Origin of the sequence: Pontibacter vulgaris, from assembly GCF_022758145.1 — a bacterium.
Classification (GTDB): Bacteria; Bacteroidota; Bacteroidia; order Cytophagales; family Hymenobacteraceae; genus Pontibacter; species Pontibacter vulgaris.
Genome location: NZ_JAJVDH010000006.1, coordinates 24,701 through 39,293, shown reverse-complemented (window position 1 = coordinate 39,293; position 14,593 = coordinate 24,701). Strand labels below are relative to the sequence as shown.

Below are 14,593 nucleotides of genomic sequence, written 5' to 3'. Positions count from 1 at the left end.
TTTATACTTCAGTTAAAGTATAAAATTAACTCAGTGTATAGTAATCTTCTTTTTCCTTGTCGTGTAGCCTCAGGTATCCGTGTATAACAAGCTTTACAAGTATACGATAGGCCCGCCGCTCAGAAATATTAACCAGTCTGGAAAATTGCTTCAAAGTTATACTTGGCTTTTTATGGAGGTAATCGAGTATGGCAAGTTCGAATCGGTCAAGCGGCAGCTGCTCAAATTCCGGCTCTTCAGCCTGTAAAACTTTATTTACCATTTTGCTGGTTTGTACGCTCGTGTCTTTAACCCGTACATACCCGCGCCAATCATCTTCTTTAACCTTGGCAAAGTGCGGTTTATGGGTGCTTTCAGGTATGATTACTTTAAGCACTACCTCACCATCAGTTTCGAGCTCTTCATAGTGTAAGGCAACCGGCGGGTCACAATAAAATTCGGCGGCGAGTTGCAGCAAATGTTTTTCTTCCTCCGGATCTATACCACAGATAGTGCCATTATCTTTAACCCCAACCAGAACGGTGCCTCCGCGTGTATTTGCAAACGATACCAGCGTGCGGGCAATTTTCTCTGGCTGGGTTACACGTTGCTTAAAATCTACTGTATCGTTTTCGCCTTGCAGTATCAGGCGCTGAAGATCATCCATGATAGTAAAAAGGAGGCTGGTTTAAATTAAAACAAGTATACTTTGCTATAGTTCATCCCTGAAATTAATGATAACAGCTATACTATACTTAAGCTATAAGTGTTATGAAGAAGTTTAAGTATACAATGAGCTTTGAAGGCATAAAAAAAGCGAGCACCGGGCTCGCTTTTAATTATGATGAGTTAATTAATTAGAAAGGCAGGTCATTGTCTGCATCGCTGCTATAGAAAGATGGTGCTGGCGCTGAAGCCTGTGATGGCGCTCCCGCCGGGGCTCCGTAAGAATTAGATGCACCTTCTAAACGCCATGCCTGCAGGTTTGTAAAATACATGGTTGTTCCGTTTTTAACAAATGGCTTACCAGACAGGTTGAAAGTAACTTTTACTTCATCGCCAGTTTTGTATTGGTCAAGCAGGTTGCACTTGTCTTGAGTAAGCTGAAACTTGCAGTATTGGGTATAAGAACCATCTGGTATCTCCAGCACAAACTCACGTTTCTTGAATTTGTCACTCACTTGCTGCTCTTCAAACACCTCGTATAGCTTTCCTTGGATCTCAAACGACATAATTACTTTATTAAATAGTTTATCAGTATAAGTACAAAGATAAGAATTCCGGCCCTTTTTTGCCATTAAAAAAACGCTTAATATTCGATACAAATTTCTGAAGCAGCCAGTACTTTTATAACAGCCTAAGCACAACAGGCGTACAGCAGACAAACCAACATTACCGTTAAACCATGACTAACTTTTCTATAGCCATTCACGGAGGTGCCGGCACCATTACCCCGGCATCTATGACACCAGAACTGGAGCACGCTTACAAAACCGATCTGGCCAATGCGCTGGAGGCTGGCCACAGAATTTTAAATGAAGGCGGCTCTGCTCTGGATGCCGTCGAGAAATCTGTATTGCTTTTAGAAAACAGCCCTTTATTTAATGCCGGTAGAGGTTCGGTTTTTACAAAGGACGGTAAACATGAAATGGATGCCGCCATTATGTGTGGCGATACTTTGGCAGCCGGAGCAGTGGCAGGCGTGCGGAGTATACGCAACCCGGTGGTGCTGGCCAAAGCCATACTTGAGCACTCAGACCATGTGTTTATGAGCGGATATGGCGCTGAGGAATTTGCGAGGAAGTATAAAGTTGCTTTTGAACCGGAAGAATATTTCTATACTGCCCAGCGCTACAAACAATGGCGCGACGTACGCGATACCGACCTGTTTATACTTGACCACACCGTAGAAAAGAAATTCGGAACAGTAGGGGCGGTAGCGCTTGATAAGGCAGGCAACCTGGCAGCAGCAACATCTACAGGAGGTATGACAAACAAAAATTACAACCGTATCGGCGATACACCGATCATTGGGTCAGGCACTTATGCAAACAACGCTACCTGCGCCATATCCTGCACCGGCCACGGCGAATTTTTTATCCGGGCGGTTGTGGCTTATGATATTTCTTGCCTGATAGAGTATAAGGGTTATACTTTGCAGCAAGCCTGTGAAAAAGTAGTACTGGATAAGCTGGTTAAGTTTGGTGGCGAAGGCGGGCTGGTTGCAGTAGATGCTCACGGAAATGTGGCATTGCCATTTAACTCAGAAGGTATGTACAGGGGAAGCAAAGTAAATAACAACGAAGCTTACATTGGTATCTATAAAGAGTAAGTATAAAGTATAAACAGAAAATGGCTGGTAAACTTAAATTACCAGCCATTTTCTGTTTATAGAGCAATGCTATTTTTCCTGTTCGTGCAACTCGCTCTTTGCTACGGCTGTATGGTCTTTATTAAATTCACGGGTAAGTATGTTATAAACATTTCCTTTGGCCAGCACGTGCATTACCATGTTCTCAATAGCTACTGGCCGGCCTTTTTCTACATTATGCACGTTTGTATAACCAACGTTATGCCCATCCACAATAACTACCAGGTTAGAGCCAATCGTTTCAATTTTATGCCCTTCGGTTATTAAAACGCCAGTATCTTCGCCTAAGCCTATGCCTATCGTTTTAGGGTGTGTTACAACAGCTTCCATTAAGCGACCAAAACGCCCTCTTATCACAAAGTGAGTATCTATTATTACGCCGCTTATAAAACCAAGACCATGCGATATTTTAACAGCACCCCGCAACAGCGATTCTGTTGCACTGCCACCTTTTATCATTATTTCAGACATAGCCATTGCACCGGCGCTCGTACCTGCTAGAACAAACTCCTCGTTCCAGTAGCGATCTTTTAAAATAGCCAGTATTTCGGTATTCAGGAACATCCGTGTAATTCTGGATTGGTCGCCACCACTGAACATGACACCATCTGCTTTTCGGATTCGCTCGATATATTCCGGATTCAAGGCATCTTCTTCGTGGCGTATGTGCATGATGCCAATATTCTCACAACCTAAAATGCTTAAGGCACTTTCATATCTTACGCCAACTTCTTCAGGAATAAGGGATGCGGTAGTGATGACTTCAATAACAGGATTTTGAGCAGGAATCTCCTTCAGGAAGCGCCTAAGTATACCCAACTCAAAAAAATCAAGATAATATTTCTTCTTGCTTCTTGGGTTTGGGTAAGTGCCTTTGTCTTCGTTGCCACCTATGGCTATCAGCTTTCCTTTAGGTTTATCCACTTGGTAGTTAATATTTTAAGTTAAACGTAATCAATTTTATAATACAAAATCTCTGCCAATACAAGCCTGACAATATCGAATCTTCCATAAACTGTACCATTTTTTAGAATAATTCGTTACGCCAATCCTGTTTCTGATTAAGGCAATAACTGAAATGAATCAGATTTAAAATCAACCAAACAAGCTTACTATATATAAATTTATATATTAAACGCGTTTACAATTAAATCAGGCACATTCAGCATGTTTTAACCATATTTATCTAACCAACAAAGGTACATGCCGTATAGTAAGTCCACAAGCAATTGTAGATTATTAATTGAGACCAAACCTTTCCAAGCTATGAAACTAAACAACTTAAACGACCTTTTCATCCACGAGCTGAAAGACATTTATAACGCAGAACATCAGATCATGAAAGCACTTCCTAAAATGATGGAGAAGTGCCATTCAAACGAACTGCGAACCGCTTTCCAGACGCATTTACAGGAAACTGAAACGCAGATTGAGCGACTGGACAAAGTTTTTCAGTCGCTGGGAGAGAAAGCCACCGGAGAGAAATGCAAAGCCATGGAAGGTATAATAAGAGAGGCAGAGGATATACTTAGCGAAAACGCTGATCCGGATGTTATGGATGCCGCTCTGATTGCCAGTGCACAGCGCGTAGAGCATTATGAAATTGCAGGTTATGGCACCCTATGTACTTATGCCAAGCAGCTTGGCGCTACAGATGCTTTGCATTTATTGCAAATGACTCTTGATGAAGAGAAGAACACTGACCAGAAACTGACATTTATTGCTGAGAGCAAAGTAAACATAAAAGCCGAGCATAGATCACAACGGTAAGTAACGCATTACTTACCATATAACATGAAAAAAACTCTGTACTTTCCCCAAGCACCCATGCTGGCCAGAAGGTAACAGAGTTTTTCATTTACAAGCAAAAGGCCCGCATACTTGGCGGGCCTTTTTATATTTAACAGATCAGCAAATCGCTTTACTTTACAAGTTCATCTAAGGTAACAGTAGATACAGCATGGTAATTTGGTCTTGCTTTTGCGTAAATAGCAAGCGCTCTTTTCTTACCCTCTGGTGTAGCCATTAACGCTTTGTATATAGGCAACAGGAATTTACGACGACCAACATTAGTCAGGAAAGTTTCCAGGGCTTTATCAGCGGTAATATAATTGTTATGAATAGCGTGCAAAAACCAGGCCGCTAGTATCTCAGAATTACCTGAGTTAGTAAAGTTGAAAGCCTTATCAAGATCATTCATCTGCTCTTTACTCATCTTTTCAGGCAACATTCTTATAAAGTGCAGCCATTCATGGCTCGACCAGTCCTTCGTATTTAGTTTGGCAGCAGGCGTTCCATTTTTCCAGGAAGTATAAGTTTGCTCTACCTGGGCAAACCGGGTAGAGGTTGGCTTTTTATGTTCTTCCGGTAAACCAGCTGTAAATACCCAGCCTTCTATGTTTATTTTCTCTGCCAGCTGTTCATCACCTTTTATTAGCTCCGTGCGCAAGAACTCCAGAAAACGTTCGGTATTAGTGCTTTGGAAAGCAAACGTCTGAAAATATTTATTTACAAACTCATCAAATCTTTCACGGCCAACGGCTTGTTCTATGTTCTGTAAAAACGCATTGCCTTTTTCGTAAGCTATATCATTTAAGCCATCATCCGGATCGCGGCCTTCCAGATCTAATTTCAGGTGAGTGCCTTCACTATCTTTGCCAAGTTCTTCTATAGTTGCCTGCAGATCCTGGTAACCAAGCACGTTTAGCATATCGGCATATTCTTTACCGTACAGCTCTTCCATAATGCGGCGCTCAAAGTATACGGTAAAGCCTTCATTCAGCCAGAAATCATTCCAGGTGGCATTGGTAACTAAATTACCGCTCCAGCTATGTGCCAGCTCATGTGCTATAAGACTGGTAAGTGATCGATCTTTAGCCAGAACAGTCGGGGTAACGAAAGTGAGTCTCGGGTTTTCCATGCCCCCGAATGGGAAAGATGGTGGAAGCACCAGCAGATCGTAACGGTCCCATCTATACTTGCCATAGATTTTTTCTGCTGCCACCAGCATTTTGTCCATTTCGGCAAATTCGTAAACGGCAGTTTCAAGTGTAGCGGGCTCCGCGTAAATACCAGTTTGGTCGCCAATTGCTTTAAATTTCAGGTCGCCAACAGAAAGCGCCATCAGGTAAGAAGGAATAGGCTGTCGCATATAAAATTTATACTCTCCGGCACTATTTTTCTCTTGTGGGTTTTCTGCACTCATCACTGCTATCAACTCTTTTGGCACCTTCACTCTAGCACTGAATGTAATCCGGATACCTGGGCTATCCTGAATCGGAATCCAGGTTCGGGCAAGTATAGCCTGCGATTGCGTAAACAGGAAAGGATATTTTTTACCGGCCGTTTGCTGTGGGCTAAGCCATTGTAAAGCAGCTGCCTGGGGCGAAGTTTTATAAACTATCGTTAGAGATTTTGTCTCCGGTTTTATAGTTATGGTAAGCGGCTGACCAAGGAATTTATTTTTCTCTCCCAGGTTAAAAGTTGTTTGCTCCTGATTGTCGCCCAGGTATACTTTTTCGATTTGCAGGTCCCTGGTGTCAAATACGATCTTATCAGTTTTGGTCAGGTTTTCGATCTGGTAAGTAGCTTTCCCGCTTATGATTTTATTATCGAAATCAACAGCTATATCCAGGTCAAGGTCCTTGGCTATGGCCTCAGATGGTTTAGCGTAGCTGTGCACATCAGCAGGTGTGCGCTCCACTTCTTGTTGTGTTGTAGTCATAGTATTATCGTTAGTATGTTGGGTACTGCAGGATACCAGTTGCAGGCTTCCGGCAAGGCCCAGGCCAAACAGGTACTTGGTATAATGTTTCATGGTAAGTTTAAATGTCTTACGCCTAAGATATGCTATTTACGGTTATTCTGAAAACAGGCTGTTGTTAGTAATCAACTTAACCGGGAAAGTATAAATTAAATAAAAGCTGTTAGGCAGGAAATTGCACCTATTTAAGCAAGCCATTTTAATTGAGTAGCTCCATTTATACTGTTAAATTCTTAGATAACATTTTATACATATTTAAAGTACATAATCCTGATAAGCTTTAGCCCCTGTTTTAAATCCAAAATTTGCACTTATCAAATAGAAGAATAAAATAAAAGCATAAAACTGCTGAAGCTTATACACAACTCTAACATAACCCCGACATGTACCCTAAACAATTAATACTAACCACCATAAATATTGCAGCTCTATTAGCTGTATTGTTTTTACTAGGATGTAACAAAAATTCAGGCGACGGTAAGAACAAAGTAAAAGAGATATTTTCGAAAGAGCTGGCACAAACTAAAACGGATAGTCTTTTTATAAAAAACTATATAAGCAAGAAACCTGCTTTTAAGAAAAACGATGATTTGCTTTATCAGTTTTATGGCGAACGAGACTATAAACTTGCCTGGTTTAAAGAAAATAAATTAGTACCGCAATCAGAAAAATTCATCAGTGTTATTGAAGGATCTACTGCAGAAGGACTTGATCCGAAACGCTATAAACTCGTGGACTTTGAAAACTTGATTAAGCGATACCAGGAAATGAGTTCATCTGATTCAGCGCGCCTTGAACTGCAGCAGGAAATTGATGTGGCCCTAACTGCCTCATACTTTAACTTTGCTTCGGACTTTTATAAGGGCAGAATTAATCCTAACGAAGCGCAACAGGTAGACTGGAACGTTAAAAATAACAAAATAAAACTGAATAAAGCGCTCCAGACTATACTGAAAGAGCGCGAAAGCACCTATCCATACTATGAGTTTGAGGCCTTGCACGCCGGATACACCAACCTGCGCGATGCTTTAAAGAAATACAGAGAGATAGAGGCAAAAGGCGGATGGCCAAAAGTAGATCTTGGTAAACTAAAAAGCCTTAAGAAAGGAGATTCGGCTGAAGCTGTAGTTACACTCCGTAAGCGACTTAATCCCGGGAAAGCTATCAACGTGAATGACCCTAAAATGCGCGTTTACGATGATGCGCTGGTGCAGCAGGTAAAGAAATTCCAGGAACTCCATGGGCTTGATACAGATGGCTTGGTAGGTGGCAATACCCTGAAAACGATGAATGTTCCTATAGATGACCGCATTGAGCAAATCATCATCAATATGGAGCGTTGGAGATGGATACCGAAACGCATGGTACCTAAAAGCCTTGACCAGAAATACATTTGGGTGAACATACCAGAGTACATGCTCTACATTTATGAAGACCCGGACAACAATCCGGATGCTGAACGCAAGTATAAAAAAGTCATGTCGATGCGTGTGGTAGTAGGGAAGGAGTTGAATTCAACGCCAATTTTCAGCGATAAACTCGAATCCGTTGTAATTGCACCCTACTGGAATGTGCCAAACAGCATTGTAGAGAAAGAGATTAAACCAAATATGCTGAGCAATCCTTACTGGCTCGAAACACAGGACATGGAAATTGTAACCAAAGAAAAAGACCCTAAGCCGATTTCGGCCAGTTCTATTGATTGGGCATCCGTTACAGAGAAGAACTTCCCATACATGGTGCGTCAGCGCCCGGGACCAAAGAACTCATTAGGTTCGCTTAAATTCCTTTTCCCGAACGAATATTCTGTATACCTGCACGACACCCCGGCAGATGGCTTATTTAACCAGACGCAGCGTGGTTTCAGCCATGGATGTGTGCGACTTGAAAAACCGGTTGAACTGGCTAAATACCTGCTTAAAGATATGCCTGAATGGGATGAAAGCAGTATACAAAGCGCCATAAGCAATAATGAAGAGAAATGGATCACATTGCCAAAGAAAACTCAGGTATACCTGGTGTATTTTACAAGTTGGGTAGATGAAAACGGCGATGTGCATTTCCGTGAAGACATTTACGGGCATGATAAAAAACTTAAGAAAGAATTCTTCAGCTAATATTAAACAAGCTTTAGAAACATAACCCCATGAGAAAAGTAACTGCATATTTTCTGGGTTTTATACTTGCGCTAAGTATGGCAGCTTGCGGCAACCAGGGTAAGCAGGAAACTGCTGAGCAGACTGTGCCAGCATCACTGCCAGATAGTATAGCTGTATCTCAAACTGTTGCTTCTGATAGCACGTTGCAGGTAGTTGAAGAATTAACTTTAAAGGCCCTGGGTGATACAATTACAGATATCCGGTACGACCACGACACTTTAAAGGTAAAAGCAAATTCATTTGTAAAACTTACCTTAATAAATGAAGGGACAAAACAACCTATGGTACATAATGTGGTAATTACCGAAGAGGGCAAGTATAAACTAACAGCACTTGCTGGTGCTAAAATAGGCCCTACCGGTAATTATATACCTGCTAGCGAGGTAATTATTGCAGCTTCTCCTTTAGCAAAGCCAGGGCAGTCTGTTATAATAGAATTTACTGCGCCAGCAAAGCAGGGCTCTTACGATTATGTCTGTACTTATCCCGGACATTGGCGCCGTATGCATGGCAAACTCATTGTGTACTAACTCTAAAAACGGCGCCCTGTCTACAAAGATATGGCGCCGTTTTCATTACCGGCACTCCATCCTAAAGTATAGTACAAGCATTCACCCATCTAAATCATAAAACCAATCAAGTAGCGTATAAGGCCCAACATAATAAAGCAGAAGAACTGAATAAGCTATGCAAACAAATACATCAGATTCAGTACGTCGTAGGATCTATAAAATAATATTCGAAGCAGAAACTACTTCGGGCCGGGTTTTCGATGCTTTGCTTCTCTTTATTATTCTGCTTAGTGTATTAGTTGTTTCGCTGGAAAGTATGAGCCAGCTTAATAGGAAGTATGGCGATACCTTCAGGTTTCTGGAGTTAATTTTTACCGGACTTTTCACATTGGAATACCTGCTGAGAGTGTATAGTTCGCCCAAACCGTTAAGCTATATGTTCTCCTTTTTTGGTTTAGTTGATTTTCTGGCAATTATACCAACCTATTTGAGCCTGTTATTTCCTGGCGCCCAGTACTTGTTAATTATCAGGGTTCTAAGGCTATTGCGGGCTGCACGTATATTTAAACTTACTCATTTTATTAACGAAGGGCAGGTACTGTCAAGGGCGCTAAAAGCTAGCTTAACCAAAATCACTGTATTTCTGGGAGCTGTACTTATAATTGTAGTAATAGTGGGCTCTTTAATGTATCTTATTGAAGGTGCAAAGTATGGCTTTACCAGCATTCCTAAAAGTATATATTGGGCCATAGTTACGCTGACTACAGTGGGTTATGGCGATATAGCACCGGCTACGCCTTTGGGGCAAATTCTGGCAAGCTTTGTTATGATAATGGGGTATGGCATAATTGCTGTGCCAACCGGAATTGTATCCGTAGAACTTGCCAGAAGCGAAAAAGAATCTTTTACTACGCAGGTTTGCCCTAACTGCCATAAAGAAGGACACACGCCAGATGCACATTACTGCAGCAATTGTGGCAGTTTGTTGGAAGTATAAATGCTATAAATCAAGTATACGTCAAATTAAAAAGAGCTTAACCAGTTATTGGCTAAGCTCTTTTTATAAGTATAAAACAATTAGTTGTTTAACTCCGATTTAAACCGGGCAATAACTTCCTGCATAACTTCAACCACGTAATCTATGTTTTTATGAATTTGTGATGTGATCTCTCCAGATTTCGCTTTGGTTTCGATGTTTCTTATCACATCTTTTAAACGCTCTATCCGGATAGTATCGATGGTTGATTTGAGTTTGTGAGCAACTGCACTAACTGCAACCCAGTCACCTAGCTTCGCATTTTGTTGCAATTCATTCAGTGTAACTGGCACGGTCTCAATAAAGATTTGCTTTGTACGAAGTATAAACGCCATATTCCCTCTCGACATTTTCTCCAGCAACGAGAGATCATACAACGGTGAAGTATGAACAGCTTCATTGGCTAAAGAATTGAGCTCGGTTGGTTTTTGAATAGTTGAGACTTTATGTGGAAGCAGGTTCTGCATTTTTATGTATAGCCTTTCTTCGTTAAAGGGCTTTGAAATATAATCGCTCATACCAGCATGCAGGTACTTTTCAGCATCTCCCTTGAGGGCATTGGCAGTTAGTGCAATAATAGGAATGTTGGCTTTTACTTTATCAAAATGGGAGCGAATAGCTTTAGTTGCATCCAAGCCACTAAGTTCAGGCATCTGAATATCCATTAAGATAATGTCGTAATTAAAGCGTTCTACCAACTCCACTGCTTCACGCCCATTGCGTGCCACATCTACTTTAAAATTCCAACCTTCCAGAATAGACTGCGCCAGGAAAATATTCACTTCATTATCCTCTGCCAGCAGCACGTATACATTATGCAGCGTATTTAAATTAACCTGGGCTTCCTCTTTTTTAGGCTTCTGCTTTTCTTTACACTTAGTATAAGTAAGTATAAATTTAAATGTGCTGCCCCGGCCTTCGGTACTTTCTACCCAAATACGGCCTCCCTGCATTTCTACAAGATTCTTGCAAATACTCAGCCCTAGCCCTGTTCCGCCATATTTGCGCGTGGTGCTGGAGTATGCCTGCATAAAGCCTTCAAAAATCAGGTCTTTTTTGCTCTCCGAAATTCCTATACCGGTATCTGCAACAGCAATTTCCAGTGTAACAGTTTGCTTTGTTTCTTCCAGTATTTTACTGCTGAGCGTAATGCTGCCTTCTTCCGTAAACTTGAGGGCATTGGTAAGTAAATTCAGTAAAATCTGGTTTAAGCGGTAAGGGTCACCCAATACATGGGGTTGTTTCAACTCTAAAGGCAGCAAGGTATAAGCGATGTCCATTTCTTCAGCCCGATAACTCAAACTTTGAAATGCACTGTTTATGGTTTCAGTAATATTGAAAGGTATAGTCTCAAGATCCAGCTTACCTGCTTCAATTTTAGCAATATCCAGAATATCATTAATCACCACCAACAGGTTATCTGCAGATTTATTTATGATTTTCAGATAATTATGCTGCGTTTCATTAAGATTTGTTTTACCCAGTAAACCAGCCATACCTAATATACCGTTCATTGGGGTACGAATTTCATGGCTCATATTGGCAAGAAAATTCTCTTTTACGCGTGCCGATTCTTCTGCTGCTTCTTTGGCTAGTTTAAGGTCCTGCTCTGCCTGCATCAGATCTGTAATGTCGTGAGCAATGCAAATAATATATTGGTCCTGCCCGGGCTCCTGAACTTTATAATTCTTGTAATTTAAGTAACGCTCTTCGTTATTCTTATTCAAAATACAAAGCACTCCGTCAACCACTTGCTTGTGCTTAATTTGCTCCAGGTAATACTTAAAATTCTTCTGATGTTGCAACGGAAAATACTGACTAATTACATTTCCCAGCATTTCTTCCTCTGTATAACCTAACATGTTCAACAGGTATGGGTTAACAGATAAAACATGCCCTTGCATATCGTGGGTGCAGATATAAGCCTGACTATAATTAATTAGATCACGGTATTTTTTTTCACTCCTTTTAAGAGCTTCTTCTGCATTCCGGCGTTGTGTAATTTCTCTTGTAGATGTTTGAATCCTGACTTCAGCTGCATTCTGATTTAAAAGCGGCCTGACATTTGTTTCCAGCCAGATATAGTGGCCGTTTTTATGACGCATGCGGTGCTGTATAAGCGCACCCTGTTGGTTTATAGTTGCTACTAAATGGCCGTCCTCCATCACATGCATCCTGTCATCGGGGTGTATCAGCTCGTATGGATCTGTTCCGATTAATTCAGCAGGAGCGTAACCCAGCATTTCCTCCATACCTTTAGAAATATAAATATACTTCCCTGTGTGGTCATGCAAACAAATAATGTCTTTAGAGTTCTCAGATAACAACCTGTGAAGCTCTTCGCTTTGCTCTAAGCGCTTATTTGCCAGCCTTTGCTCGGTAATATTAGTAGAAATAGCAAGCACATGTATTTCACCGTCAGCTGTTTCCAGGGGCCTTTTAATGGAACTGAACCATACTTCTTCACCTTTCGGATTTGTGAAACACTCCTGTAACTTAATTTCGCGGTTTTCCTGAATTACCTGACGGTCGGTACTATAATAATTTGAAATATCAGACTCCAAGAAACCCAATTCATACAAGTTTTTTCCGATGAGATCGCTCTGTGTTTTGCCCAGCAGGTCAGCAAGCTCCTGATTTACCAATACAAATTTGCCCGAGCCATCTCTTACATAAATAATGCTTGGGCTAGAGTCCAGTACAAGCCGAATAAGCTCATTCTTTTCCTTAACTTCTAGCGTTACTGTGCGTTCTTCCGTAGTATCCCGGATAATGGTTAATACTTCAGTTTCGCTATACTTAATTATACGCCCTTCAAAATGACGAATGCCTTCTGGCACCTCCAATTCATATTCAAGACGTTCTGAATTACCGGTTCGCAAAACCTGCTGCACCAGCCCAAGTGCCTCAGCATGTAGGTGGGCTGGCAAAATATTGCGCATTGAATTGCCAATAATCTGGTCTATATCAACAGCCAGGTTATCCTTTTCAGCACTTTTCATGTGAAGATAGGTACCATCCTTGTCTATTATAAATAACAAGTCAGGTATGGCGGCCAGAATTGCCCGGTTTTTCGCTTCGCTAAGTAAGATCTCTTCCTGAGCCTCCCTAAGTTCCGTAATGTTAAGGCCATGGCCAATCATAAGGCTTACATCGCCATTCTCGTTCAAAACAGGATTAAGCCGGCGTAAAAAGTATGATGATTTACCTGAAGCATCTACAAGTTTCTCTTCAAATTCAACCATCTTTTTTTCTTCCAGCAATTTCCTCAGATTATGACCTCTGGTTTTAATCCGATGCAGGGGCACATTTCGAAAGGCACAATATTCCTCATTCGTTTTACCAATGATCCATTCTCTAATCTCAGGATTGCTGACAGCAGCAGGATTTACGAAAAGGTAACGCAGATCGCTGTTATATACTGCTATATCAGAAGGTATATGGTTTAGTATTGATTCGTAAAATTCTTTCTGCCGAACAAGCTCTTTACTGTTTTCACGTAGGGCGGTAACATCTTCGGCAGAGCCAATTACCTGGCATACGCTTCCATCTTCTTTTCTTTTAAAAACGCTTTCACGACAATGCAAATACTTGACATCGCCATTCTTACTACGAACCCGGTATTCTATTTCTTCTACCTGCCCGTTACCGGAAAGCATCATCGTTTCTATGTGTTTTTCTAATTTCCCGAGATCTTCCTGCAAAACGAGAGTCATCAGCACATGCCCGTTCATAGCCTGAATATCTTGTTCATCATAGCCAAGCACATTGCGTATGTGTGGATTTACATATATGGTAAGATCCTTTTCAAGATCATAGATATAAATAATGTTGGGTATGGTGCGGGTAATATTATGAACAAAGTTCTGGCTCTCTTGCAGGGCAAGTTCTGTTAACCTTCTTTCAGTAATATCTGTCAGGTATAAATTCACATAGCCTTTCTCCTGGAAAGGAACTGCAAACAGGAGGTAATATCTACCATCAACACGTGTTTCTATACTTTCAGACTTCGTATATGCACCCGAATCGAGTACTTTATTTAATATCAGCTTTACGAAACCGGCTGCCCGCTTTTTGGAATAATGGCGCAGCAGTTCCTGGCCAGCTGCATTTACGAAGAGAAGCTCACTGTTAAAACTAATTCTGAAAACAGGGTGCGGATACTCTTCCTGCAGATCTGAATGGAGTTCCAGCTTATTTTGTACTGTACGATGAGCTGTAGTATCTCTGTAAATCCAGGCTGCGCCGCAAATTGCCAGGTGCTGAGCCAATGGTAAATACTCGCGCTCAATAACTTTGCCATTAAGCAGGTTAAACTCTTGAAAATAGCTTATACCTTCAGCTGTATTTTTTATATAGTGGGCATCAACTGTTTGCAGCAGTGGCGATTGCTCCAGTAACCTGACAGGCGTTCCGATTAAGTCCTCCGGATCTGATGAGATTTCGAAAAGTGAACAGAAATGGCTGTTTATAAATACAATTATACCTGAATCATCTGTACCTAATACTGCATATGGCAAATTTGCCATCAAGGATGGAATCAAACTACATGCATTATCATTCTGAGATTTCTGGTACAAGGTAGCTGTCTGAGTTGCTTTTATAGCTTTAAGCTCTTCAGCAAATAGCCGGGCCTGTTGTTCAGCTGCAATTCTTGCACTACGCTCTCGTTCCAATTCCTGCTGCAACAGGACTACATCATATGGGGTTTTCATCCGGGTAAAATAATAATCAACAAGTTAAGGCAATTTTATGATGAAAGATTCAATAGTT

General features: G+C 41.2%; 10 protein-coding genes. 5 read left to right on the top strand and 5 right to left on the bottom strand.

Annotated features, from left to right (window positions below):
• Positions 1–25 precede the first annotated feature (25 nt).
• Both LWP20_RS14605 and LWP20_RS14600 read right to left on the bottom strand, forming a co-directional pair.
• On the bottom strand, positions 26–646 hold the full coding sequence (locus LWP20_RS14605; protein ID WP_242928908.1) for an RNA-binding domain-containing protein: 621 nt from the start codon (positions 644–646) through the stop codon (positions 26–28).
• Positions 647–836: 190 nt separating this feature from the next.
• Complete coding sequence (locus LWP20_RS14600) at positions 837–1,211, bottom strand: DUF3127 domain-containing protein (RefSeq protein ID WP_242928907.1); 375 nt, start codon at positions 1,209–1,211, stop codon at positions 837–839.
• A 173-nt stretch (positions 1,212–1,384) separates the two neighbouring features.
• Between LWP20_RS14600 and LWP20_RS14595 the strand changes: the two genes are divergently transcribed.
• Complete coding sequence (locus LWP20_RS14595) at positions 1,385–2,311, top strand: isoaspartyl peptidase/L-asparaginase family protein (RefSeq protein ID WP_242928906.1); 927 nt, start codon at positions 1,385–1,387, stop codon at positions 2,309–2,311.
• 69 nt (positions 2,312–2,380) lie between these two features.
• Here LWP20_RS14595 and LWP20_RS14590 read toward each other — a convergent pair whose 3' ends face one another.
• Positions 2,381–3,274: a cyanophycinase gene (locus LWP20_RS14590; RefSeq protein ID WP_242928905.1), complete on the bottom strand. Its 894-nt coding sequence runs from the start codon at positions 3,272–3,274 to the stop codon at positions 2,381–2,383.
• Positions 3,275–3,616: 342 nt separating this feature from the next.
• Here LWP20_RS14590 and LWP20_RS14585 point away from each other — a divergent pair, with 342 nt between their 5' ends.
• Positions 3,617–4,120: a YciE/YciF ferroxidase family protein gene (locus tag LWP20_RS14585; RefSeq protein ID WP_242928904.1), complete on the top strand. Its 504-nt coding sequence runs from the start codon at positions 3,617–3,619 to the stop codon at positions 4,118–4,120.
• 151 nt (positions 4,121–4,271) lie between these two features.
• Here LWP20_RS14585 and LWP20_RS14580 read toward each other — a convergent pair whose 3' ends face one another.
• A complete protein-coding gene (locus LWP20_RS14580) occupies positions 4,272–6,167 on the bottom strand; it encodes a M1 family metallopeptidase (protein WP_242928903.1) in 1,896 nt (631 codons plus the stop codon).
• A 329-nt stretch (positions 6,168–6,496) separates the two neighbouring features.
• Between LWP20_RS14580 and LWP20_RS14575 the strand changes: the two genes are divergently transcribed.
• The 3 genes from LWP20_RS14575 (at position 6,497) to LWP20_RS14565 (ending at position 9,781) form a co-directional block, all read left to right on the top strand.
• Positions 6,497–8,230, top strand: coding sequence for a L,D-transpeptidase family protein (locus LWP20_RS14575; RefSeq protein ID WP_242928902.1), 1,734 nt, complete (start codon positions 6,497–6,499; stop codon positions 8,228–8,230).
• 29 nt (positions 8,231–8,259) lie between these two features.
• Positions 8,260–8,802, top strand: a complete 543-nt coding sequence (locus tag LWP20_RS14570) for a plastocyanin/azurin family copper-binding protein (protein WP_242928901.1) — start codon at positions 8,260–8,262, stop codon at positions 8,800–8,802.
• Between the two features lie 157 nt (positions 8,803–8,959).
• Positions 8,960–9,781, top strand: a complete 822-nt coding sequence (locus LWP20_RS14565) for an ion transporter (protein WP_242928900.1) — start codon at positions 8,960–8,962, stop codon at positions 9,779–9,781.
• An 80-nt stretch (positions 9,782–9,861) separates the two neighbouring features.
• Here LWP20_RS14565 and LWP20_RS14560 read toward each other — a convergent pair whose 3' ends face one another.
• A complete protein-coding gene (locus LWP20_RS14560) occupies positions 9,862–14,535 on the bottom strand; it encodes a PAS domain S-box protein (protein WP_242928899.1) in 4,674 nt (1,557 codons plus the stop codon).
• Positions 14,536–14,593: the final 58 nt, after the last annotated feature.